This is a genomic window from Pseudomonas neuropathica, from assembly GCF_015461835.1.
GTDB classification, from domain to species: Bacteria; Pseudomonadota; Gammaproteobacteria; order Pseudomonadales; family Pseudomonadaceae; genus Aquipseudomonas; species Aquipseudomonas neuropathica.
In genome coordinates this window covers 221286-243358 of the sequence record NZ_JACOPX010000006.1, presented here as the reverse complement: position 1 = coordinate 243358, position 22073 = coordinate 221286, and the positions used below count along the sequence as shown (strand labels likewise).

Here is a 22073-nt window from a genome sequence, read left to right as displayed (position 1 = left end):
GTTGATCAAGATTAAAATGAGTTTGTCTCACTAGCGACCGATGCCGACAATGGCCGCCATCAACAGGACATTGGAGTTGTTTGTTATGGCACTGGCCCATTCCCTTGGATTTCCGCGCATCGGTCGCGACCGCGAACTGAAGAAAGCGCAAGAGGCGTTCTGGAAAGGAGAACTGAACGAGGCCGGCCTGCGTGATGTTGGCCGTGAGCTGCGCAAGGCCCACTGGGACTTGCAGAAAAACGCTGGCATCGAACTGCTGCCGGTCGGCGATTTCGCCTGGTACGACCAGGTCCTGACACACTCGCTGATGTTCGGCGTTATCCCGGAACGCTTCCGTCCACACCACGGCAAAGCCACTCTGCAAACCCTGTTTGGCATGGCCCGTGGCGTCAGCGACAGTTGCTGCGGCGGTGCCCACGCCCAGGAAATGACCAAGTGGTTCGACACCAACTACCACTATCTGGTCCCGGAATTCAGTGCGGATCAACAGTTCCAGTTGGGCTGGGAGCAGTTGTTCGAAGAAGTCGAAGAAGCCCGTGCGCTGGGCCACAACGTCAAACCGGTGATTATCGGCCCACTGACGTATCTGTGGCTGGGCAAGGCCAAGGGTGCGGAATTCGACAAGCTGGAATTGCTCGATCGCCTGCTTCCGCTGTACGGCCAGATATTCGCGCGCCTCGCCGCTCAAGGCGTGGAATGGGTGCAGATCGACGAGCCGATTCTGGTGCTTGATCTGCCGCAGGAATGGAAGAACGCGTTCGAGCGTGCCTACAACCAGATTCAGCGTGATCCACTGAAGAAACTGCTCGCTACTTACTTTGGTGGTCTGGAAGAAAATCTTGGTCTGGCGGCGAACCTGCCGGTCGATGGTCTGCACATTGATCTGGTGCGCGCACCGGAGCAGTACCCGACCATTCTCGATCGTCTGCCGGCCTACAAGGTGTTGTCGCTGGGCGTTGTCAACGGGCGTAACGTCTGGCGCTGCGATCTGGAAAACGCCTTGGCGACATTGCGCCATGCCCATGAGCGTCTGGGTGATCGCCTGTGGGTCGCGCCGTCCTGCTCACTGCTGCACAGCCCGGTGGATCTGGGCCGTGAAGACAAACTCGATGCGGAACTGAAAAGCTGGCTGGCCTTTGCTGTGCAGAAGTGCGAAGAAGTGGCGGTTCTAGCGCATGCCGTCAATCAGCCGGAAGCGCCGAAAGTGCTGCGAGCATTGACCGAAAGCCGTTCGGTGCAGGCCGCTCGCGCTGCTTCGCCGCGCATTCACAAACCTGCGGTTCAGGCGCGGGTTGCGGCGATCACGGCCAAGGACAGCCAGCGTCAGTCGCTGTTTACCCAGCGCATTGCCAAGCAACGCGCGGGTCTTGATCTACCACTGTTCCCGACCACGACGATCGGTTCGTTCCCGCAAACCGCGTCGATCCGCCTCGCTCGTCAGTCGTTCAAACAGGGCAAGTTGACCGAAGCCGAATACACCGAAGCCATGCACAGCGAGATCCGCCACGCGGTGGAAATCCAGGAACGTCTGGGCCTCGATGTGCTGGTGCACGGTGAGGCCGAGCGCAACGACATGGTCGAGTACTTCGCCGAGCAACTCGACGGCTACGTGTTCACCCGTTTCGGCTGGGTGCAGAGCTACGGTTCGCGTTGCGTGAAACCGGCAGTGATCTTCGGCGACCTCAGCCGCCCGAAAGCCATGACGGTCGAGTGGATTCGCTACGCCCAACGTCTGACCGACAAGGTCATGAAAGGCATGCTGACCGGCCCGGTGACCATGCTGATGTGGTCGTTCCCCCGTGAAGATGTCAGCCGTGAAGTGCAGGCCCGGCAACTGGCGCTGGCGATCCGCGATGAAGTGGTCGATCTGGAAGCCGCCGGCATCAAGATCGTGCAGATCGACGAAGCGGCGTTCCGTGAAGGTCTGCCGCTGCGTCAGGCGCAGTGGCAGCCTTATCTGGACTGGGCGACGGAAGTGTTCCGTCTGTGCGCCTCCGGTGCGCGCGACGAAACGCAGATCCACACGCACATGTGCTACAGCGAGTTCAACGATGTGATCGAGTCCATCGCGGCGATGGATGCCGACGTGATCACCATCGAAACCTCGCGCTCGGACATGGAATTGCTGGACGCCTTCGAGGCTTTTTCCTACCCGAACGAAATCGGCCCGGGCGTCTACGACATCCACTCGCCACGCATCCCGGATGCTTCGGAAATGGCTAATTTGCTGCGCAAGGCTGCCAAGCGGATTCCGGCAGAACGCCTGTGGGTCAACCCGGATTGCGGTTTGAAAACCCGTGGCTGGCCGGAGACGGAAGCGGCGCTGGTGCACATGGTTACCGCCGCCCGCCAACTGCGCAAAGAGCTGGCCTGACACCTACAGCTGGAATACACACAATCCCCCTGTAGGAGTGAGCCTGCTCGCGATGGCGGTGTATCAGTCACTAATGAGTTGACTGACACACCGCCATCGCGAGCAGGCTCACTCCTACAAGGGTTGTGCAGGAAGTTCAGAACCGGGGATTTCCTTGGCATCGCCGGGAGGCTGTTGCTAATGTGCCCAGCCGCAGTTCAGGTGTTTGCCGCTACATGAGTGATCAACCCGTTATCCAGGCCGTGTCCGACTCAGACATTCCTGACGTTCTTGATTTTGTTTTAAAGGCCCGTGCCGAGCTTTTCCCCAAGCTCAGCGCGACCGGCATGCCCGACGATCTGGCGCGCTTCGCCGAGGTTTATCTTCGCGGGGCAGGGCGTTTTCTGATTGCTCGCCATGAAGGGCAGATCGTGGCCTCGATCGGCTATCTTCCTTACGACCGACGCTTCCCGCACTTGCCTTATCCGGACCTTAAAGTGGTGGAAATCGTACGGCTGTTCGTCCTGCCATCGCAGCGACGTTCAGGGTTGGCCGGCACGCTGTATCGATCGCTCAAGGATCTGGCGCTCGCCGACGCAGTCGAGGTGATCTACCTGCACACCCATCCATTCCTGCCGGGTGCCATCGCGTTCTGGCAGCGACAAGGTTTCGACATTATCGATGTCGACGCTGACCCGGTCTGGCAGACCACCCACATGCACAGCGTCATGAGTGAAATCTGAGAATCTGCGCCCCATCAAACGGGTCCGTCAGGTAATGCGCCCTGACTCCGAAGGTCTCCTGTAACCGCTGCGGTGTCAGCACCGCCAACGGTTCGCCCAGCGCCACCAGTCGCCCGCGCTCCAGCACCGCCAGACGATCACATTTCAACGCCTGATTAAGATCATGCAGCGCAATCAGCGTGGTCACCGGCAATGCCCGCACCACGTTGAGAATGCTCAGTTGATGCTGAATGTCGAGGTGATTGGCCGGCTCGTCCAACATTAGAATTTGCGGCCGCTGCGCCAATGCCCGAGCAATGTGCACCCGCTGCCGTTCACCGCCGGACAGGCTGCGCCAAAGGCGCGTGCGCAGGTGCATGGCGTCAACGTCGGTGAGCGCCTGCTGGACGATGGCGTCGTCCGCGTCCGACCATGGTTGCAGCGCCGACAGCCAGGGCGTGCGCCCGAGTGCGACGGCATCGAACACGCGAATGCCGTCGTCGGTGTCGGCCTGTTGTTCAACGACCGCGAGCTTTTGCGCAATGCTGCGCCGGGCCATTCTGCCCAGGCGTTGACCTTCAAGCAGCACCTCGCCAGCGCTCGGTTCACGCAGCCCCGCCAGCAACTTCAACAGAGTGGATTTGCCCGCGCCATTCGGCCCGACGATGCCGAGGGTTTCGCCACGCTGAACCTCAAGGCTGACGCCGTTTAGCAACTCGGCGCCGCGCACCCTGAAGCTCAGGCCGGAACAACTCAAGACACTGTTCATCGTGCCGACCTGCGGCCGACCAGAATCAAGGCGAACACCGGCGCGCCGACCAGCGCGGTAATCACCCCGACCGGAATCACCTGGCCCTTGATCAGTGTGCGCGACAGCACATCGGCGGCTATCAGAAACACCGCGCCGCCCAACGCACTGGCCGGCAGCAACCGCGCATGACCGGTGCCCAGCAACAGACGCGCGGCATGAGGAATGACCAGACCGACAAAACCGATCGAACCGACAATCGACACCATCACTGCCGTCACCAGCGCCGCACAACCAATCAGCAGAATCTGCACACGCCGCACCGGAATGCCGAGCGACGCCGCCGAATCCGCACCAAAGGTAAACGCATCCAGCGCCCGCCGATGCCACAGGCACACAACCAGTCCCAGCACGGCAACCGGCACTGCCAGCCACACCGATGGCCAGCGCACGCCGCCGAGATTGCCCAGCAGCCAGAACATGATGCCGCGCGCCTGTTCGGAGCTGGCCGAGCGGGTGATCAGAAACGCCGTCAGCGCATTGAACAGCTGCGAACCGGCGATCCCCGCGAGAATGATCTGCCCGGTACCGCTGGCCGAGCCGCTGACCCGCGCCAACAGAATCACCAGCACGAACGCCGTGACTGCGCCGGCAAATGCGCCGACTGACAACGAGATGATCCCGGCGCCAACACCGAGTAACGCCACCATCACCGCCCCGGTCGAGGCGCCGGCAGAAATGCCCAGCAGATAGGGGTCGGCCAACGGATTGCGCAGCAGCGACTGTAAAATCACTCCGCAGGTCGCTAACCCGGCACCGCATGCCGCCGCGACCAATGCCCGGGTCAGGCGGTAGTTCCAGACGATGCCTTCATCGATCGGATCGAGGACATGCCTGGCGCCCCACAATTTGTTCGCCAGCACTTGCAACACCACGTCCGGTGCAATCGAGGTTTCCCCGATGGCCACGCCGGCGACCACTGCAATCAACAGGGTCGCCAGGGCCAGGAGCGTGCGGATCAGGCTGGCACTCATTGCGACAGGTCATAGCCGTTGATGGCCGTGGCCAATTGTTCGATGCCCTCGAACATGCGCAGGCTCGCCTGCAGGGCCATGGCGTCGAGGATGATGATGCGGTTGTGTTTCACCGCGTCCATGTTGCGCGTCACCGGATCGCTGCGCAGGAAGGCGAGTTTCTTTTCATAGTCGTCGGCGGGGAAGCGTCGACGATCCATGCGCGCGATGACCAGGAAGGTCGGATTGGCCTTGGCGATGGTTTCCCAGCCGACCGTTGGCCACTCTTCATCGGACTGCACGACGTTGCGCACGCCGAGGGCGCTGAGCATGAAGTCGGGAACGCCTTTGTGCCCGGCCACGAACGGCTCGATGTCCATTTGTGCGCTGGAGAACCAGACCAGCGCGCTGGCGTCCTTCAGCTGTTTGCCCTGGGCGGTGGCAATCGATTTGGCGAGGCTGGCCTTGAGTGCGTCGTTGAGCTGCTGGCCACGTTCTTGAACATCGAAGATCTGCGCCAGTTGGCTCACGCTTTTGTAAATCGTCTCGATGCGAAACGGCGCCAGTCGCGTGCCATCGGCGCCGACGAGGTTGTCCTTGGCTTCGCAATCGGAAGGCAGCAGATAGGTTGGAATCTTCAGTTCATGAAACTGCTCGCGAGTGCCCACCGCACCTTGCGGGCCAACCATCCATTCCAGTTCCACGGCGACCAGTTCCGGGCGCTTGCCGATTACCGACTCGAAACTTGGCTCGTTGTCGGCCAGGCGCTCAACCCGGTCGTTCTGCGCCTTGTACTTGGCCAGCACATTGTTGAACCACAACGAGGTGCCGACGACTTTGTCGCCCAGGCCCATGGCGTAGAGCATTTCCGTGCCGGCCTGGCCGATGGTCACGGTGCGCGTCGGGGCGTGCTGGAAGGTCAGGGTGCTGCCGCAGTTTTCCACCGTCAGCGGATAGACGGTCGGTGCCGCCTGCGCCAGGGCGCCAAGGCTCAGGCCGGTAATGAGGGTGGCAACGCGGGGCAGCAGCATGTGGCAGTCTCCAGGGGAACCGTACGGGGAGCGGGAGAGTACGGTCTGGAAACACACCATCGAGCGCAGGCAGGGCAGCCGCGCAAGGCCGGGCAGCAATCGAAGACGCGCACGGCACGATGTCCTTCCCGGACACCCCGCCGGTTAGTAGTCACTGTGCCGGCAGGTCTCCTGACTGATGCGTCATCACCTGGCTCCGGCCTTCCCGGGTTCATCCAGTGGCAGTCGTGGAGCAGGCTCGGCACCTACAGTTGCGGGGGCAGTTCCGATCAATGCTGTGCAAGCACCTCGGATTCCCTATTAGTCCCGTTCGGGAACCAGCGGCGGCATGTTAGTCGATCAAGCCGCTGAAGGGGAGACGAATCTGTTGCGGCGAGGATTAGTGCTGGCTCATCAAACCGTGCAACACGCCCAGACGCAGGCCCGGTTCCGACGGCAGCATTTGTGCGATACCGAACACTTTGAATGCCGCCAGCATTAACACCAGACCACCGGGCAGAATGCTCTGGCGGTGTGGTTGCAGGCCGGCGAGCTTGAGCTGTTGCACGTTGTTTACCTTCAACAACAGCAGCGACAGGCGCAGCAGGCCGCCGTAGGTGATGCCGTCCTGGCCGAAGTCGTTGAGGCGATTGGTCTTGAGCACTTTGGCGAGCATGCGCGCGGTGCCGGACGAACCGATGGTCTGCTGCCAGCCTTGCGCGCGATAGCGCTTGGCGACGTGTTCAAACTGCAGGATGGCGAAGCGTTCGGCCTCCTGTAGTGCGCCGGCGGACACATCGCCGCCGCGAAAGAATCGCGTGCTCAAGGTGCCGCTGCCGATGGCGATGCTTTCGGTTAACAAGGGTTGTGAACCCTGGCCGAGGATCAGCTCGGTGGAACCTCCGCCGATGTCGACCACCAGGCGCAGGTCGTCGGCGCTGGGCAAGGCGTGAGTTACGCCGGCGTAGACCAGCCGCGCCTCTTCATGGCCGCAAATGACGTCGATGGGAAAGCCCAGATGCCGCTCGGCACTGGCCAGAAACAGTTGCGCGTTGTCCGCTTCACGCACCGCGCTGGTTGCCACCGCACGAACCCGGCCGGCCTCGAAACCACGCAGTTTTTTGCCGAACCGCGCCAACGCCTGCCAGCCGCGATCCAGTGCCAGTGCATCCAGCGCACCACCGTCAAAGCCCTCGGCGAGGCGCACCGGTTCGCGCAGGGTTTTCACTTCCTGAATCTGCAAGCCTTTGCGGCTGCGCACCGACTGGCCGATCATCAGGCGAAAGGCATTCGAACCCAGGTCGATGGCGGCAAACAGCGAGGCGTCGTCTTTCATGGGAATCCTTGCAGAGCATCCGTCGCGAGGCTCAAGACGGTTTGCGAGGATTCTGCGGTGATCTTGATGACATCCTGATGACGGGGGCGGGGCGATTGAATGAATTTGCGACTGTCACGACACTGTCATTATCCGGCGTCTATGCTGAGGTCAATACATCGCGTGTTCTTAAAGTTTTTGCTGCCAGTTTTGGCAGCTTTTTTTTGCCTGCGATTTGGCTGTTGATCGTTCCCACGCTCTGCGTGGGAATGCCTCTAGGGACGCTCCGCGTCCAGTGACTCGGAGCGTCACGGGCTGCATTCCCACGCGGAGCGTGGGAACGATCATGTGTCAGCAGGACTGCGGAGTTTCGCCCCGGGCCAGGCGCGCATTGATGTCTTCGATCACTTCGGGCAGCTCGGCGATGGTGTCGATCAGGTAGTGCGGGCGTGAAGGCGCGAACATCTTGCCGATCCGCGCACGTTCTTCCGCCAGTCGATCCGACGGCAACGCCTTGTATTGCTCATAGGTCAGGCCCAGTGCGTTGCCGGAACAGGTCAACGCCACCGTCCACATACCGGCGGCGCGCCCTTCGAGAATCCCCGGCCAGGTGTCGTCGACCTTGACGCAGGCGGCCACGTCATCGATGCCCAGGGCAATCACGTTGGCCAACGCCTGCGCCGGATACGGCCGGCCATTGGGCACTTCATCGGTGGCGACGACATGATCAGCGACGTAGCCATTTTCCCGCGCCAGTTCGACGACCTTGGCCATCACCACCGCCGGATAACCCGAGCACGAACCGATTTTCAACCCCTTGTCGCGCAATGCTGCAATGGCTTCGAGCGCGCCCGGAATCAGCGCCGAGTGCAGGGCGATTTTTTCGATCTGCAGCGGCATGAAACGCTCGTAGATTGCCGTTACATCGTCGTCACTCGGCAAGCGATCAAACGCCGCGCGGTAACGCTCGGCAATCTGCGGCAGGTTGCACAGGGTGCGGATGTGATCCCACTTGCCCATGCCCATCGGCCCGCGCGCTTCTTCAAGCGATACCGCGACGCCGAACTCGGCAAAGGCTTCGACGAAGATTTGCGTTGGCGCAAACGAGCCGAAATCGACAACGGTGCCGGCCCAGTCGAGGATCGCGGCTTGCAGGTGAGTCGGTTGTTGGTACTGCATGGTCAATCTCCGTTTTCAGGTAAGCGTGGGCCGTCCCTCGGCAATGAGGTAGGCGGTTCAAGGGTCAGTGCTGATCAGGTCAGCGGTGGATTCGCATCAAACAGTTCGGCAATCACTGGCCGGTTCCGGCGGATGCCGAGGCAGCACAGGTGGTATTCGATGAAAAACGGGTGATCGACAAAGGTGATCGGCTTGGTGCCCGGGGTTTCGGCGTACTCGACGGCCGAGACAAAACCGATGCCGATGCCTTTGACGATCGCGTGGACGATGGCTTCGCGGCTGTTGAGTTGCATGACGCAATTGAGATCGATATTGAGGCGCTTGCAGCTTTCTTCCACCAGTTGCCGGGTGCGCGCGCTGGATTCGCGCATCACCCATTTTTCGCCGCTGATTTCGCTGATGTGAACCTGCGACTGACCGGCCCAGGGATGGTCATCGCGGACCACGGCGATGATCGGATAGCGGTGATACAACCGCGTGTGGAAGCGCTCATCGAATTCCGACAAAGCCAGAATCGCCACGTCGATATCAAAGTTGAACAACCGCGCCAGGGTGTCCTTTTCCGAGGAAAACGAGGTTTCCAGTTCAATGTCCGGATGTCGCTGCATCAGCTCATAGGTCAGGTTCATCGCAATCGGCGGCGACACCGCGCCGAGGCGCAACATGCCGGTCTTGCGCTGCTTGAAGCTCTGCAACAGCTGCACGGCTTCATCCTCCTGACCGAACAGGCCTTGGGTGATGGCGTAGAGTTTGTGCCCGGCGGCGCTCATTTCGATGTAGCGTCCGCGTCGGTGGAACAGCTCCACCGAGAAGGTGTTTTCCAGCGCGTTGACCTGCTCGCTGACGGTCGGCTGACCGACGCTGAGAAACTCGGCAGCAAGGGTAAAACTGCCGGTCTTGGCCACCGCATGAAACGAACGCAACCACTTGTGATACTGGTACATGCAAGCCCCATCAGCGTCGAATGAACAATGCCACAGCCGCGCTGCACAGGCAGGCGCTGGTGACCACTATGAAGATCAGAGACGTATTTGCCGTGGTGTCAAGCAGACGCCCGATCAGTGGCTCGGCCAGGCCGGCGAACAGGTAGGAGGAAAAGTTCATGATCCCGGTCGCCGTACCGGCGCGTTTGGCCCCGACCAGATCCGGGCACAGCGCCCAGAAACTCGAGGCCGGGCCGTAGACGAAGAAGCCGCAAAGGAACAACGCGACCAGGCCGATGACGCTGTGCGGCGGCAGGCTCCACATCCACAGGCTGGTGGCGGCGCCGAGGAACATATAAAGCATGATCGCCAGATAGCGCTTGGAGCCGAACAACTTGTCCGATACCCAGCCGTTGCTCAACGCACCCACCGCCATGCCGACGGGGAGGGCGACGGTGATCCATTTCGGATCGATCATGCCGTCACCACTTTTCCAGTCAGCGCCGAGAAAGTGCACCGGCACCCAGACGATCAAGCCGTAGCGCGCCGCGTTCTGAAAGCCCAGTGACAGCGCGGCGATCAGCAAACGAGGATTCTTCAGCACGGCTTTGTAGCGTTGGGCCGAGGACTCGACTTCGCCCTGCGCGGCTTCCTGATGTTTGTCGTCAGCGTTGGCCACACCGGTGTCGCCCACCGGTTCGAAGCCCAGATCCTGCGGGCGTTCGCGGGCCACCAGATAGAAAATAATCCCGCCGGCGAGCATCAGCAGCACCGGCAAACGGAAGATCCAGCGCCATTCCAGTTGCAGCACTTCGAGCACAACGATAGAGGTGACGTACGACAGAATCGACGCGCAACCGGCGGCGAAAGTGTAGAAACCGTAAACCTTGCCGCGCTCACCCGCCGCCCACCAATTGGCAATCAGCCGACCGCCCGGCGCCCAGCCCAAGGCCTGAAAGTAGCCGTTGACGCCCCACGGCAGAATCAGGCTGGTGAAACCACCGGCAAAACTGGTCACCCAGTTGGCACCGCAGGACAACACCGCACCGAGGGTCATGATGCGCCGGCCACCGAACTTGTCGGCGAGGTTGCCGTTGATGGCCTGGCCAATGGCGTAGGCCCAGAGCATCGCCGCAGAGGCCCAACCGAGGGTTTCCTTGCTCAGGCCGAACTCGGCCTGAATCCCCGGGATGGCAAAACCGAAGGTCTGCCGCCCGGTGTAGAAAAACAGGTAACAGAACATCGCCGCCAGCAGCATGCGCCACTGGGCGACCCGGAACGAGGCAGAACGGACGGCGAGACCAGGCATTGTTTCGGCACGATTCATGATCTTTTCCTTATTGTTGTCGGTTCCCGCCGGGTGTCGTCGGCGGGTGCACTCTTTTTCGGTGCGGCAGGAAATCACCGCGGCTGCATGCCGCTGGCGGTGCTTGGGTTACTCGGGTTTTATCAGGCGTCAGGCGGCTTGTGAGCCAATGAAGTTCTTACCGCGCGCGCCCTGCATCGCGAGGTGGATGATGGCTTCGGCATCCTTGGCCGAGACGCCGTAATCGGCGAATTCGGTCTTCACCCCGAGGCTGTGCAGGAACTCGCGCAACTGCTGCTGGGCTTTGCCCAGGTCCGCGCCAAACACCCGTTGCAAGGTACGGTCACGAGTGGCGTCCTGGCCCCAGGCCAAACCCAAAACCAGCGGCAAGGTGAAGGAGCAGGCGATGCCGTGGGGCAGGCCGTGGCGCAAGGTCATCTCATAGGAAATCGAGTGCGCCAGCGCGGTTTTGGTGTTGGAAAACGCCAGCCCGGCCTTCAGCGCAGCCAGTGCCATGCGCGTGCGCAACTCTTGGCTCGACAGATCTTTGTGCAAACGCGGCAGGCATTCGAGAATGTCCTCGATCGCGGAAATCGCGAAGGTGTCCGAGACCGGGTTGGCATTCACGTTCCAGATCGCCTCCAACGCATGGGACAGCGCATCGAGCCCGGTGGACACGGTGACGCTGGCGGGCACGGTGAGCATCAGTTGCGGGTCAATGATCGCCACCCGTGGCCAGGTGCAGTCCAGGTGCAGCGAATATTTCTTCTGGCTGGCGCTGTCCCAGATCGTCGCCCACGGCGTGACTTCGCTGCCGGTGCCGGCGGTGGTTGGTGCGGCGATCAGTTGTTTGCAACGGACCGGGGTGAACGGTTTGCCGCTGGACAGCAGGCTCAACAGCTCATCGAAACGGCCGGATTCGGTGCCGACGATCAACGCCTTGGCGGTATCGATGGCGCTGCCACCACCCACGGCGAGGACCACGTCACAGTCGCCGGCGTGCTGCCAGAAATGCTCGTAAGTGCTGCGCAGATGGGCGACGTCGGGGTTGGGCTGGACGTCTTCGACAATGTAGATCAGACGCTCGCCGAGCAAGCGTTGCAAACGGTCCACCAAGCCCAGCCCTCGGGCTTCAGGGAAGGTCACGAGGGCGACGCGCTGCTGCTCGGTGATGGCGGCAAGGTCTTGCAGGCTGCCCCAGCCGAAACGGGTGTCGACGGGGTTCTGAAAACGGGCAGTCATGGTGGATCCTTCTTGTTGTTGTCGTGTGGCCACATACTCGATGGCGGTCGACAACGGTACAAATCGATAAATCGCAGGTTTGAATCGGCTGAACCGATAACATCGGCGGTTAATGCGTTGAACCGCTCTGGATGGCGGCACGCAGTCGACTCGATACGGCGTCGGCGACGATCACCATGAAAGTGATGACGATGATGCAGGTCGCGGTTTCCTGATATTTGAACAGCTTCAGACTGCTCACCAGTTCGAAACCCAGGCCACCGGCGCCGACCATTCCCAGCACGGTGGCCGAGCGCAGATTGACTTCGAAGCGGTACAGAATCACCGCAATCCACGCCGTGATGACCTGCGGTAAAACGCCAAACACGATTACCTGCAACGGCCGGGCACCGGTCGCTTGCAGCGCTTCAATCGGGCCTTGGTCGATCTCTTCGATGCTCTCGGCGAAGAATTTGCCGAGCATGCCCAGGCCATGCAGCGCCAGCGCCAATACGCCGGGAAACGGCCCGAGGCCGACTGCCGAGACGAAGATCAGGGCGAGGATCAGTTCGTTGATGCTGCGGGTGAAATTCAGCGCCTGGCGCGTGGCGTGAAACACCCAGCGATCGCGGCTCAGATTGCGCGCCGCGAGAAACGACAGCGGTATCGCCAGCAACACGCCGAGCAGGGTGCCCCATATGGCAATCTGCAAAGTCTCCACCGCAGGTGCGACCAGGCGCGGAAGAATGCTCAGGTCCGGGGGGAAGGTGCGCGAAAGGAAATCACCGATCTGCGGCAACCCCGCCGCCAGTTCACCGAGGCTGAGCTGCGCACCTTGCGCGCTCCAGTTCAGCGTCCACAGCACGATCAGGACGACGGCGCCGGTGGTCAGCCAACTGCGCGGGCCACGAGGCCGATCGCCGACCCACTGATAGTTTTGCGATGGCATGCTCAGGCCCTCGAGGCGGTGCGGTAGGACAGGGGGGGCGTCGGGACGTCAGCGGCGGATTCCGCCGATTGCCCCGGATAGATTCGCGCCAGATCGGCGTCGGTCATGCTCGACGCTTTGCCATCGAACACCAGATTGCCGTGAGCGAGGCCGACCACTCGGTCGCCGAACTCTCGGGCGTATTCGACCTGATGCAGATTGCACAGCACGGTGATGCCCAACTCGCGGGTGGCATCGCGCAAGTACTGCAACACCAGGCGCGCGGTCTTCGGGTCAAGGCTGGCAATCGGTTCATCGGCCAGAATCACCTTCGGCCGTTGCGCCAAGGCGCGGGCAATACCGACGCGCTGTTTTTGTCCGCCAGACAACGAATCGGTGCGTTCGCTAGCCTTGTGCGCCAGTTCGACGCGCTCCAGGCATTGCATCGCCAGCGCCACATCGTCACGGCGGAACAGCTGCAGAATCGAGGCGAGGGTGCCGACGGAACCGAGGCGACCGGTCAGCACATTCTTCAAAACGCTTAAGCGAGGCACGATGTTGTGGTGCTGAAAAATCATCGCGACTTCACGGCGCAGGACGCTGGTGTCGGGGCAGGCGAGGGCGTCGATACCGGCGACGTTCAACGTGCCGCTGTCAGCTTGGGCCAAGCGATTGATGCAACGCAGCAAGGTCGATTTGCCGGCGCCAGACTGACCGAGCACGACGACGAATTCGCCCGCAGCGACTTCAAGGTCGATGCCGCGCAACACCGGGTTGCTGCCGTAGTGTTTGGTCAGTTGGCGGATGCTGATCATTTCATGCTCCGCAAATCTAGATCGAGCACCTTGGCGGTGTCGCGCACCACGTCATACGACGCGTCGGTGGTGGGCTGGAAGCCATTGAGCACGCCCTGATCACCCCACGGCACGTCCTTGATCGAGGCCAGCGCGTCGGCGACTTTCTTCTTCAGTTCCGGATCGAGCGCCTTGCGCCAGACCATCGGCGACTCAGGGATCGGCTTGGAGCTCCAGACGATTTCGAAGTCATCCTGCTTCACCACACCTTTGGCCACGGCGCTGGCGAAGATGCGGTCAGCCACGGCTGCCGCGTCAACTTTCTTGTTCTCCACCGCGAGGATGCTGGCGTCGTGGGAGCCGGAGAAAATCACCCGTTTGAACAGGTTGTCCGGAGCAAAACCGGCCTGCTCAAGGCCTGCTTTCGGGAACAGATGACCGGACGCCGAACTCGGGTCAACGAACGCGAAAGTATGACCCTTGAGGTCGGCCAGCGAATGAATGCCGCTGTCCTTGCGCGCCAGAATCACGCTTTTGTACGCGCTCTGGCCGGTCTTCTTGGTCACCGCCACCGAGAACGCCTCGACATCCGCCACCGAGGTCGCCAGCACGTAGGAGAACGGCCCGAGATAGGCGACGTCGAGCTTGCCCGAACGCAGCGCTTCGATGATGCCGTTGTAGTCGGTGGCCACGAACGGCACCACCGGCATGCCGATTTTGGCTTGCAGATCGTCGAGCACTTGTTTGCTCGATTCGATCATTGCCTGGGAGTCTTCGGAGGGGATCAGGCCAATGGTCAGTTTGTCCTTGGCCCAGACCTGGCTGGCACTCAGGGCAAGTACGGCAAGGCTGGCGGCACGCAGAAACTGTTTGATTGTTTTCATGGCATTCCACGGTGTGGTTGGGAGTTGCCACAGGCTAGGTCTGTCACGTGACAGTCATTCAATCAATTCAATATGCGAAACGACAGCTAACTATTGATGGAGTCTATGGATGTCCAGCGCCAAACTACGGGCCTTTCTCGCTGTCGCCCGCCACGGCAGTTTCAGTGCCGGGGCGCGGGCGTCGGGATTGAGCCAACCGACGCTGACCACTCAGGTGCAGGCCTTGGAACGCCAGCACAATGTTGAGCTGTTCCATCGCCGTGGGCGGCGGATCGAGCTGTCGGATGTTGGGCGGCAATTGCTGCCTATCGCTCAGCGCATCGCCTTGCTGGAACTGGAGGCGCACAACCTGCTGCGCGATTCCGGGCGGCTCGACAGCGGCCAGCTCAAGGTCGGTGCGGTGGGGCCGTTTCATGTGATCGAGATGGTCGACAGCTATTTGCAACAACACCCGAACATCGACGTGTCGATCCGCGTGGGTAACTCGGCACAGGTGCTGTCGGATCTGGAAAACTATGTGACCGACATCGCCGTGCTGGCGGGGCGGCAGGATGATCCGGCGTTGTGTTCGGTGCGTTATGCGCGGCACGCGATCATATTGTTCGCCCACCATGAACATCCACTGGCCAATCGTGGCAGCGTGCGGCTGGAGGAGTTGGAAGGGCAGCGCCTGCTGCAACGTGAGCCCGGTTCGACCACACGGCTGGTGTTGGAGCAGGCACTGAATGCGGCGCAGGTCAAACCGCGTATCGCCATGGAAATTGGCAGTCGCGAGGCGCTACGTGAGGCGGTGGTGCGTGGGCTGGGGTTGGGGGTGGTTTCAGAAGCGGAGTTCATTGCCGACCCGAACATCCGCACGATCAGAATCGAAGGCGAAGAGCTGTTTACCGAGACCTATCTGTACTGTCTGGCCGAGCGGCGTTCCAGTCGGCTCATCTCATCGTTTTTCGACGCGGCGCTGAGTTGATTTGCAATTTCGCTTGAGGCTTGGCTAATATACGTTACATATACACATCGTATCGGATTCATATATGGGCATCGTAAAGATTTCAGAGGACATGCACGAGAACCTGCGTATCTCCAGCAACGCCCTCAGCCGCTCGATCAACGCGCAGGCCGAGCACTGGATGCGCATCGGCATGCTCGCCGAATTGCATCCTAACCTCGACCACAGCGCCATTTGCCGCTTGCTGATCCGCGCCGAACAGAACGGCGGGCTGGATTTGCAACAACTGACTCAGGAAGCCGTCAGCGCATGAGAAACCAGATCAAGATCAACACCCCGGCCGACATCGCCCAATCGCGTGCTGCCGGCAAACTCGCCGCTGAAGTGCTGGCCATGCTGGTGCCGCATGTGAAGGCGGGCGTCACCACTGATCAGCTCGATCAACTGTGCAACGACTACATCGTCAATGTGCAAAAAGCAGTGCCGGCCAACGTCGGTTATCACGGCTTTCCGAAAACCGTCTGCGCCTCGGTCAACGATGTGGTGTGTCATGGCATCCCGTCGGGCACACCGCTGAAGGATGGCGATATCGTCAATCTCGATATCGCGGTGATCAAGGACGGCTGGTTCGGCGACACCAGCCGCATGTACGTGGTCGGTGAGGCGACACCTGAAGCGCAGCACCTGATCAAGACCACCTACGAGGCGATGTGCGCGGGCATTCGCATGGTAAAACCGGGCGCCACGCTGGGCGATATCGGCCATGCGATCCAGAGCCTGGCGGAGAAAGAAGGCTTCAGCGTGGTGCGCGAGTACTGCGGACACGGCATCGGCAAGGTCTATCACGATGAGCCGCAGATCCTGCATTACGGCTTTCCGAATCAGGGCATGAAGCTCAAGGCCGGGATGATTTTTACCGTGGAGCCGATGCTTAATGCCGGCAAGCGTCATGTAAAGAACATGGCAGATGGCTGGACGGTGTTGACCAAGGATGGCTCGTTGTCGGCGCAGTGGGAGCATATGGTGGCGGTGACGGAGACGGGGTTTGAAATCTTGACCGCGTGGCCGGATGAAATCGAAGGCTACCGCGCTATTGTCTGATACCGCGTCGACTGTTTCCCTCACCCTAACCCTCTCCCAGAGGGAGAGGGGACTGACCGAGTTGTCTGGATGAGTTACGCCGACTTGGGATACCGAGTCGAACCCGGGTTTTGAACAGCATGAAGATCGGCTCCCTTTCCCCCTCGCCCCCACTGGGGGAGAGGGCAGGGGTGAGGGGGTAAATCTCACAGACAAAACGCTATCAGTGAGCACCCGCAGCCTTGTTCAGGTCGCCGTCGGTCCACTCGGTGTAAACGCAGGCATCAGCGGTGGCCCAGCGTACTTGCACCGGATCCCCGGCCTGGAGCGGCATGCCGGCGGCGGACAACGCTTTGACCGTCATCGAAGTGCCGCCCGAAGTGACCACGCTGCAAGTCTGGCTCTCACCGAGAAACAGCACCTCTACAACCTTCGCTGAAACCTCGTTCCACCCCGACGGCAGCGGTTCGCTGATCGCCTGCGCCACGCTCAACGCCAGTGCCTTTTCCGGCCGCACCATCAGCAACACATCCTGATCAGTGTGCAACCCAGCGGTCAGGCGAATCGACAATGACTGCCCTTCAAACGAAGCCGCCGCATTGCCCTGCGCCTTGAGCTTGAGGAAGTTCGAGTTGCCCAGGAACGACGCCACAAACGCATTCGGCGGGTTCTGATAAAGGTCATAACCACTGCCCAGACCAACAATCTTGCCATGACTGAAAATCGCAATGCGCTGGGACAAACGCATGGCTTCTTCCTGGTCGTGGGTCACGTAAACAATGGTGATGCCCAGGCGACGATGCAGTTGGCGCAACTCATCCTGCAGATCTTCACGCAGCTTTTTATCCAGCGCTCCGAGTGGTTCGTCCATCAGCAGAATGCGTGGCTCATAGACCAGCGCCCGGGCAATGGCGACACGTTGCTGCTGGCCGCCAGACAGTTGCGAAGGGCGGCGATGCGCGAACTGTTCCAACTGCACCAGTTTCAGCATGGCATCGACACGCTTGTCGCGCTCGGCGGCGGCCAGTTTGCGGATCGCCAAAGGAAAGGCGATGTTGTCGCGCACCGACAAATGCGGGAACAGCGAATAACGCTGGAACACCATGCCGATGTCACGCTTGTGCGGAGGCACATTCACCAGCGACTGACCGTTGACGAGGATCTCGCCGCTGCTCGGCGTTTCAAACCCGGCGAGCATCGACAGCGTGGTGCTTTTACCTGAGCCGCTGGAGCCGAGGAAGGTGAGGAATTCACCGTCCTTGATGTCCAGCGAGATGTTGTCCACGGCAGCAAAGTCACCGTAGTGTTTGTTCAGATTGCGCAGGCTGACCAGGGGTTTGTCATTCTGCTGGGAAGCGTCTTTGATCACGGCACTCATGTCGTACTCCTGGGCGCTCAGGCGCTGATTTCGTTGCGCCGGCGCAGCGCGGCGGCGATGACCATGACCAAAACAGACAAGCCGATCAGCAGCGTCGAAGCGACGGCGATCACTGGCGTCAGGTCCTGGCGCAGGGTGGTCCACATTTTTACGGGAAGGGTTTGCAGGGTCGGGCTGGCCATCATCACGCTGAGCACCACTTCGTCCCACGACACGAGGAAAGCGAAGAGGGCGCCGGCAACCATGCCCGGACGAATCGCCGGGAATGTCACTTTGAACACCGCTTGCAGGCGTGAAGCACCGCAAATCACCGCCGCGTCTTCAATCGACTGATCGAACAGCTTCAGTGAGTTGATGATTGAGATAATCGTGAACGGCAGCGCGACGATCACATGGCTGACGACAAACGCGAACATCGTCCCGGTGTAACCGAGCTTGAGAAACAGCGCGTACACCGCCACGGCGATGATCACCAGCGGCACGATCATCGGCAGGGTGAACAGGCCGTAGAGCATTTCCCGGCCCGGAAAACGTCCGCGCACCAGCGCAAACGCAGTCGGCAAACCGAGGGCCACGGCGCAGATCGTGGTGAGCACGGCGACCTTGAGGCTGGCCGCTGCGGCGTTCATCCAATCGGGGTTGGAGAAGAACTGGCCGTACCATTTCAGCGTCCAGCCCGGTGGCGGAAACACCAGCCACTGCGAGGAGCCGAACGACAGCAGCACGATAAACACGATCGGCAACAGCAGGAACAGACCGATCAGCCCGGTGGTGGCGTAGAGGCCGAAGCGCATGCGCCGGCTCATCGCATTGGGAGTCAGGAGCATGTCGGCTTACCTCGCGTTGCTGGCGCCAACCGGGGATTCCGGCTGAAGCTTCAGGTAGAAGTAGAACAGCACCAAAGTGATCGCGATCAGCAACGCGGCGCCGGCACTGGCCAGGCCCCAGTTGAGGAACGATTGCACCTGCTGAATGATGAACTCCGGCAGCATCATGTTCTGCGCGCCGCCGAGCAGTGCCGGGGTCACGTAGTAACCGAGCGACATCACGAACACCATCAAGCCACCGGAGGCCAGGCCCGGCCGGCACAGCGGCAGGAACACCCGGAAGAAGTTGGTCCACGGACTGGCGCCGCAAATCGATCCGGCCTGCAGAATCATCGGGTCGATGGCCTGCATGGTGGCCTGCAACGGCAGGACGATGAAGGGGATCATGATGTAGCTCATGCCGATCACCACGCCGGTGAGGTTGTGCACCATTTCCAGCGGCTGATCGATGATGCCCAGCGCCATCAGAGCCTTGTTGATCACGCCGGACGCTTGCAGCAGCACCAGCCACGAATAGGTGCGGGCGAGCAGGCTGGTCCACATCGACAACAGCACGATGTTGAGAATCCAGCGTCCCCAGCCGCGCGGCACCAGAGTGATCGCCCAGGCCAGCGGAAAGCCCAGCAGCAGGCTGAACAGCGTTACCAGCCCGGCCACCGAAAAGGTGTTGAGCAGCACGCGGGCATACGCCGAATTGGCGAACAGTTGTTCATAGTTGCCAAGGCCTGGCGTCGGTTCAAGCACGCCGCGCAACAGCAGGCCGATCAACGGCGCGAGAAAGAACAGGCCGATGAACAGCAGCGCCGGAGCGAGATTGCCGGCGCCGCGCCAGCGTTGTCTGAGGGACGGGGCTTGCTGCATCGCAACCGCCTGTGTTCCGTGGGCCGAGCCGGCAGCGCTTGCGGCGCTCCCGGTGGCAGTGGAGGGACGGGACGCGGTGGCCGCCATTTTCATTTGACCAGCCATTCGTTCCACCGTGTCGCGATGGCCTGGCCGTTTTTGGCCCAGTACGCGAAATCAAGAGTGATCTGATCCTTAGCGTAGGCAGTCGGCAGGTTGGGGGCCAGCGTCGAATCCAGACGCTCCACACTGTCGAGGTTGACCGGGGCGTAGGCGGTCAGGTTGGAGAAGTCGGCCTGGCCTTTGGCGCTGCTGGCGCTGGCGAGAAACTTCATCGCTGCGTCCTTGTTTTTCGAGCCTTTTGGAATCACCAGAATGTCGGCCATGACCAGGTTCTGTTTCCAGCTCACGCCGACCGGCGCGCCGTCTTCTTGCAGGGCGTGAATGCGACCGTTCCAGAACTGGCCCATGCTCGCTTCACCGGACGCCAGCAGTTGCTGCGACTGCGCGCCGCCGCCCCACCAGACGATGTCTTTCTTGATGGTGTCGAGTTTCTTGAAGGCGCGATCCAGATCCAGTGGGTAGAGCTTGTCGGCAGGCACGCCGTCGGCCAGCAGCGCCAGTTCGAGCACGCCAGGGCTTGGCCATTTATAGAGGGCGCGTTTGCCGGGGTAGGTTTTGGTGTCGAACAGGGCGCTCCAGTCCTGCGGCTTGTTGGCGCCGAGTTTGCCCTCGTTGTAGCCGAGGACGAAGGAGAAGAAGAACGAGCCGACGCCGTGATCGCTGACGAAGCGCGGGTCGATCTTGTCGCGCTGAATCACTTTGAAATCGAGGGGTTCGAGCAGGCCTTCAGCGGCCGCGCGCAGGGCGAAATCGGCTTCGACATCGACCACGTCCCACTGCACGTTGCCGCTCTCGACCATGGCTTTGAGTTTGCCGTAGTCGGTCGGGCCGTCCTGCACGACGGTGATGCCGCTGGCCTTGCTGAACGGATCGGCCCAGGCCTGTTTCTGCGCATCCTGGGTGCTTCCGCCCCAGCTGACGAAGTTCACGCTCTCGGCAGCCATTGCAGCCTGACCGGTGACGCTGAGCAGTCCCGCAAAAAAGATCGCGGTTGCAGCTTTGTTCAACACCATTTTTACGCCCTCATTGTTGTGTTTTTGAGCGGGCTTGCGTTGTTGCCCGCCTGTCGGGAGCAGTAGATGGACGTTCGTTGGAATGTCCGGTCTATGGAATATCATATTATGGTATTCCAAGCTTTGTGCAAGCACTTTGCCTTACCGGTTATCTGGCCGCTGTCCTTTTTTGTGGTTCGGAGAAATGGATCTGAAATGCAAACCCCTTGTAGGAGTGAGCCTGCTCGCGATAGCGGTGTGTCAGTCAACATCATTGCTCAATGTCACACCGCTATCGCGAGCAGGCTCACTCCTGCATTTGGATTTGTGCTCGACGTGAGTTATTCGCTGAACGGAATACTTTCGACCACCTCCAGGTCATACCCGGTCAGGCCAGCGTATTTCAAAGGAGGGCCCAGGTGACGCAGCTTGCCAACCCCAAGATTCTGCAGAATCTGCGCCCCGGTCCCCACCTCCGAATAAATCCGCGATTGCGAACGACTGAACTGTCTCGGCGGCTGGGTCAATTGCGGCACTCGCTCAAGCAGCGCCTGCGAAGACTCGTGATTGGCCAGCACCACAACAACGCCATGGCCCTCAGCCGCGACCCGTTGCAACGCCGCCCACAGCGTCCAGTTCGTTGGCCCGCTGTACTCGGCACCGACCAGATCACGCAGTGGATCGATCACATGCACGCGCACCAGCGTCGGTTCTTCACGGCGCAGATCGCCCATGACCATCGCCATGTGCACGCCGCCCTCGATGCGATCCTCAAAGGTGATCAAGCGGAACGTGCCATGCACCGTCGGCAGTTCCCGTTCGCCGATGCGTCCAATGGTGTGCTCGGTGCTCAGGCGATAGTGGATCAGGTCGGCGATGGTGCCGATCTTGATCCCGTGCTTGCGCGCAAACACTTCCAGATCCGGGCGACGGGCCATGGTGCCGTCGTCGTTCATCACTTCGACGATCACCGAGGCCGGCGTAAAACCGGCCAGACGCGCCAGGTCGCAACCGGCCTCGGTGTGACCCGCGCGGGTCAGCACGCCACCTTCCTTGGCGCGCAGCGGGAAGATGTGGCCGGGCTGCACCAGATCTTCAGCGCGGGCATTCGGCGCGACGGCGGCGGCCACGGTGCAAGCGCGATCTGCTGCGGAGATGCCGGTGGTCACGCCAACCGCTGCTTCAATCGATACGGTAAACGCGGTACTGAACACGCTGCCATTGGCCGGCACCATTTGCTCCAGGCCCAAACGCTGGCAATGTTCGTCGGTCAGGGTCAGGCAGATCAGACCGCGCGCTTCGCGGGCCATGAAGCTGATCGCCTCGGGCGTGCAACGGTCGGCGGCCAGCAGCAGGTCGCCTTCGTTTTCGCGGTCTTCGTCATCGACCAGCAAGACCATTTTGCCGAGACGGTAATCTTCGATGATTTCTTCGATGCTGTTGAAGGCCATACTGGACTCTCAGGGTTCGTTGGAAATATATTGGTATACC

General features: G+C 61.0%; 21 protein-coding genes and 1 riboswitch. Of the genes, 5 read left to right on the top strand and 16 right to left on the bottom strand.

The genetic code is table 11. The features are described from left to right. Positions 1-85 precede the first annotated feature (85 nt). Both metE and H8F23_RS10550 read left to right on the top strand, forming a co-directional pair. Entirely contained in the window at positions 86-2374 is a 2289-nt protein-coding gene (metE, locus tag H8F23_RS10555; RefSeq protein ID WP_194934332.1) for a 5-methyltetrahydropteroyltriglutamate--homocysteine S-methyltransferase, read from the top strand. A gap of 215 nt (positions 2375-2589) precedes the next feature. Next, on the top strand, positions 2590-3096 hold the full coding sequence (locus H8F23_RS10550; RefSeq protein WP_194934331.1) for a GNAT family N-acetyltransferase: 507 nt from the start codon (positions 2590-2592) through the stop codon (positions 3094-3096). Here the strand turns inward: H8F23_RS10550 and H8F23_RS10545 are convergent. From H8F23_RS10545 to phnD, 11 genes are all read right to left on the bottom strand, one after another. Further along, a complete protein-coding gene (locus tag H8F23_RS10545) occupies positions 3080-3844 on the bottom strand; it encodes an ABC transporter ATP-binding protein (RefSeq protein ID WP_194934330.1) in 765 nt (254 codons plus the stop codon). The two genes, H8F23_RS10550 and H8F23_RS10545, sit on opposite strands and share 17 nt — an antisense overlap. Beyond that, entirely contained in the window at positions 3841-4845 is a 1005-nt protein-coding gene (locus tag H8F23_RS10540; RefSeq protein WP_194934424.1) for a FecCD family ABC transporter permease, read from the bottom strand. The genes H8F23_RS10545 and H8F23_RS10540 overlap by 4 nt, the downstream gene beginning before the upstream one ends. A gap of 8 nt (positions 4846-4853) precedes the next feature. Then, the gene (locus H8F23_RS10535) at positions 4854-5867 is read right to left on the bottom strand and encodes an ABC transporter substrate-binding protein (RefSeq protein WP_194934329.1); all 1014 of its coding nucleotides are present in this window, start codon (positions 5865-5867) and stop codon (positions 4854-4856) included. A gap of 144 nt (positions 5868-6011) precedes the next feature. Next, a riboswitch (cobalamin riboswitch) is annotated at positions 6012-6204 on the bottom strand. A gap of 42 nt (positions 6205-6246) precedes the next feature. Further along, a complete protein-coding gene (locus H8F23_RS10530) occupies positions 6247-7182 on the bottom strand; it encodes a Ppx/GppA family phosphatase (RefSeq protein WP_095050081.1) in 936 nt (311 codons plus the stop codon). A gap of 330 nt (positions 7183-7512) precedes the next feature. After that, on the bottom strand, positions 7513-8340 hold the full coding sequence (gene phnX, locus H8F23_RS10525; protein WP_116256661.1) for a phosphonoacetaldehyde hydrolase: 828 nt from the start codon (positions 8338-8340) through the stop codon (positions 7513-7515). A gap of 74 nt (positions 8341-8414) precedes the next feature. Next, the gene (locus H8F23_RS10520) at positions 8415-9284 is read right to left on the bottom strand and encodes a LysR substrate-binding domain-containing protein (protein WP_194934328.1); all 870 of its coding nucleotides are present in this window, start codon (positions 9282-9284) and stop codon (positions 8415-8417) included. Between the two features lie 10 nt (positions 9285-9294). Continuing rightward, positions 9295-10590, bottom strand: coding sequence for an MFS transporter (locus H8F23_RS10515; protein ID WP_194934327.1), 1296 nt, complete (start codon positions 10588-10590; stop codon positions 9295-9297). A gap of 129 nt (positions 10591-10719) precedes the next feature. After that, positions 10720-11811, bottom strand: coding sequence for an iron-containing alcohol dehydrogenase PsrA (psrA, locus tag H8F23_RS10510; protein WP_194934326.1), 1092 nt, complete (start codon positions 11809-11811; stop codon positions 10720-10722). Positions 11812-11920: 109 nt separating this feature from the next. After that, a complete protein-coding gene (phnE, locus tag H8F23_RS10505) occupies positions 11921-12739 on the bottom strand; it encodes a phosphonate ABC transporter, permease protein PhnE (protein WP_194934325.1) in 819 nt (272 codons plus the stop codon). 2 nt (positions 12740-12741) lie between these two features. Beyond that, the gene (gene phnC / locus H8F23_RS10500) at positions 12742-13533 is read right to left on the bottom strand and encodes a phosphonate ABC transporter ATP-binding protein (protein WP_194934324.1); all 792 of its coding nucleotides are present in this window, start codon (positions 13531-13533) and stop codon (positions 12742-12744) included. Next, a complete protein-coding gene (phnD, locus tag H8F23_RS10495) occupies positions 13530-14396 on the bottom strand; it encodes a phosphonate ABC transporter substrate-binding protein (protein ID WP_194934323.1) in 867 nt (288 codons plus the stop codon). Before phnD ends, phnC begins: the two co-directional genes overlap by 4 nt. Positions 14397-14505: 109 nt before the next feature. Here phnD and H8F23_RS10490 point away from each other — a divergent pair, with 109 nt between their 5' ends. From H8F23_RS10490 to map, 3 genes are all read left to right on the top strand, one after another. Continuing rightward, the gene (locus tag H8F23_RS10490; protein WP_194934322.1) at positions 14506-15363 is read left to right on the top strand and encodes a LysR substrate-binding domain-containing protein; all 858 of its coding nucleotides are present in this window, start codon (positions 14506-14508) and stop codon (positions 15361-15363) included. 64 nt (positions 15364-15427) lie between these two features. Continuing rightward, positions 15428-15655 carry a ParD-like family protein gene (locus H8F23_RS10485; protein WP_007918027.1) on the top strand — a complete coding sequence of 76 codons (228 nt, stop codon included), beginning with the start codon at positions 15428-15430 and terminating at the stop codon, positions 15653-15655. Continuing rightward, the gene (gene map, locus H8F23_RS10480) at positions 15652-16443 is read left to right on the top strand and encodes a type I methionyl aminopeptidase (protein ID WP_194934321.1); all 792 of its coding nucleotides are present in this window, start codon (positions 15652-15654) and stop codon (positions 16441-16443) included. The genes H8F23_RS10485 and map overlap by 4 nt, the downstream gene beginning before the upstream one ends. Positions 16444-16645: 202 nt before the next feature. Here map and H8F23_RS10475 read toward each other — a convergent pair whose 3' ends face one another. The 5 genes from H8F23_RS10475 to ribBA all read right to left on the bottom strand — a co-directional run bounded on the left by H8F23_RS10475 (position 16646) and on the right by ribBA (position 22033). Next, positions 16646-17800 carry an ABC transporter ATP-binding protein gene (locus tag H8F23_RS10475; protein WP_194934320.1) on the bottom strand — a complete coding sequence of 385 codons (1155 nt, stop codon included), beginning with the start codon at positions 17798-17800 and terminating at the stop codon, positions 16646-16648. 17 nt (positions 17801-17817) lie between these two features. Beyond that, a complete protein-coding gene (locus tag H8F23_RS10470; RefSeq protein WP_007918021.1) occupies positions 17818-18627 on the bottom strand; it encodes an ABC transporter permease in 810 nt (269 codons plus the stop codon). A gap of 6 nt (positions 18628-18633) precedes the next feature. Continuing rightward, positions 18634-19581, bottom strand: coding sequence for an ABC transporter permease (locus H8F23_RS10465; protein ID WP_194934423.1), 948 nt, complete (start codon positions 19579-19581; stop codon positions 18634-18636). Continuing rightward, a complete protein-coding gene (locus H8F23_RS10460; protein ID WP_194934319.1) occupies positions 19578-20603 on the bottom strand; it encodes an ABC transporter substrate-binding protein in 1026 nt (341 codons plus the stop codon). The genes H8F23_RS10465 and H8F23_RS10460 overlap by 4 nt, the downstream gene beginning before the upstream one ends. A gap of 320 nt (positions 20604-20923) precedes the next feature. After that, positions 20924-22033, bottom strand: a complete 1110-nt coding sequence (gene ribBA / locus H8F23_RS10455) for a bifunctional 3,4-dihydroxy-2-butanone-4-phosphate synthase/GTP cyclohydrolase II (protein ID WP_194934318.1) — start codon at positions 22031-22033, stop codon at positions 20924-20926. Between the last annotated feature and the right edge of the window lie 40 nt (positions 22034-22073).

Bases quoted from the DNA above. Each gene is read 5' to 3' on its own strand.
- H8F23_RS10520 (WP_194934328.1), bottom strand. From the start codon at position 9,284: ATGTACCAGTATCACAAGTGGTTGCGTTCGTTTCATGCGGTGGCCAAG.
- H8F23_RS10490 (WP_194934322.1), top strand. From the start codon at position 14,506: ATGTCCAGCGCCAAACTACGGGCCTTTCTCGCTGTCGCCCGCCACGGC.
- H8F23_RS10465 (WP_194934423.1), bottom strand. From the start codon at position 19,581: ATGAAAATGGCGGCCACCGCGTCCCGTCCCTCCACTGCCACCGGGAGC.
- H8F23_RS10545 (WP_194934330.1), bottom strand. From the start codon at position 3,844: ATGAACAGTGTCTTGAGTTGTTCCGGCCTGAGCTTCAGGGTGCGCGGC.
- H8F23_RS10485 (WP_007918027.1), top strand. From the start codon at position 15,428: ATGGGCATCGTAAAGATTTCAGAGGACATGCACGAGAACCTGCGTATC.
- phnE (WP_194934325.1), bottom strand. From the start codon at position 12,739: ATGCCATCGCAAAACTATCAGTGGGTCGGCGATCGGCCTCGTGGCCCG.
- phnX (WP_116256661.1), bottom strand. From the start codon at position 8,340: ATGCAGTACCAACAACCGACTCACCTGCAAGCCGCGATCCTCGACTGG.
- H8F23_RS10530 (WP_095050081.1), bottom strand. From the start codon at position 7,182: ATGAAAGACGACGCCTCGCTGTTTGCCGCCATCGACCTGGGTTCGAAT.
- H8F23_RS10515 (WP_194934327.1), bottom strand. From the start codon at position 10,590: ATGAATCGTGCCGAAACAATGCCTGGTCTCGCCGTCCGTTCTGCCTCG.
- phnD (WP_194934323.1), bottom strand. From the start codon at position 14,396: ATGAAAACAATCAAACAGTTTCTGCGTGCCGCCAGCCTTGCCGTACTT.
- H8F23_RS10475 (WP_194934320.1), bottom strand. From the start codon at position 17,800: ATGAGTGCCGTGATCAAAGACGCTTCCCAGCAGAATGACAAACCCCTG.
- map (WP_194934321.1), top strand. From the start codon at position 15,652: ATGAGAAACCAGATCAAGATCAACACCCCGGCCGACATCGCCCAATCG.
- H8F23_RS10460 (WP_194934319.1), bottom strand. From the start codon at position 20,603: ATGGTGTTGAACAAAGCTGCAACCGCGATCTTTTTTGCGGGACTGCTC.
- phnC (WP_194934324.1), bottom strand. From the start codon at position 13,533: ATGATCAGCATCCGCCAACTGACCAAACACTACGGCAGCAACCCGGTG.
- psrA (WP_194934326.1), bottom strand. From the start codon at position 11,811: ATGACTGCCCGTTTTCAGAACCCCGTCGACACCCGTTTCGGCTGGGGC.
- metE (WP_194934332.1), top strand. From the start codon at position 86: ATGGCACTGGCCCATTCCCTTGGATTTCCGCGCATCGGTCGCGACCGC.
- H8F23_RS10470 (WP_007918021.1), bottom strand. From the start codon at position 18,627: ATGCTCCTGACTCCCAATGCGATGAGCCGGCGCATGCGCTTCGGCCTC.
- H8F23_RS10550 (WP_194934331.1), top strand. From the start codon at position 2,590: ATGAGTGATCAACCCGTTATCCAGGCCGTGTCCGACTCAGACATTCCT.
- H8F23_RS10535 (WP_194934329.1), bottom strand. From the start codon at position 5,867: ATGCTGCTGCCCCGCGTTGCCACCCTCATTACCGGCCTGAGCCTTGGC.
- ribBA (WP_194934318.1), bottom strand. From the start codon at position 22,033: ATGGCCTTCAACAGCATCGAAGAAATCATCGAAGATTACCGTCTCGGC.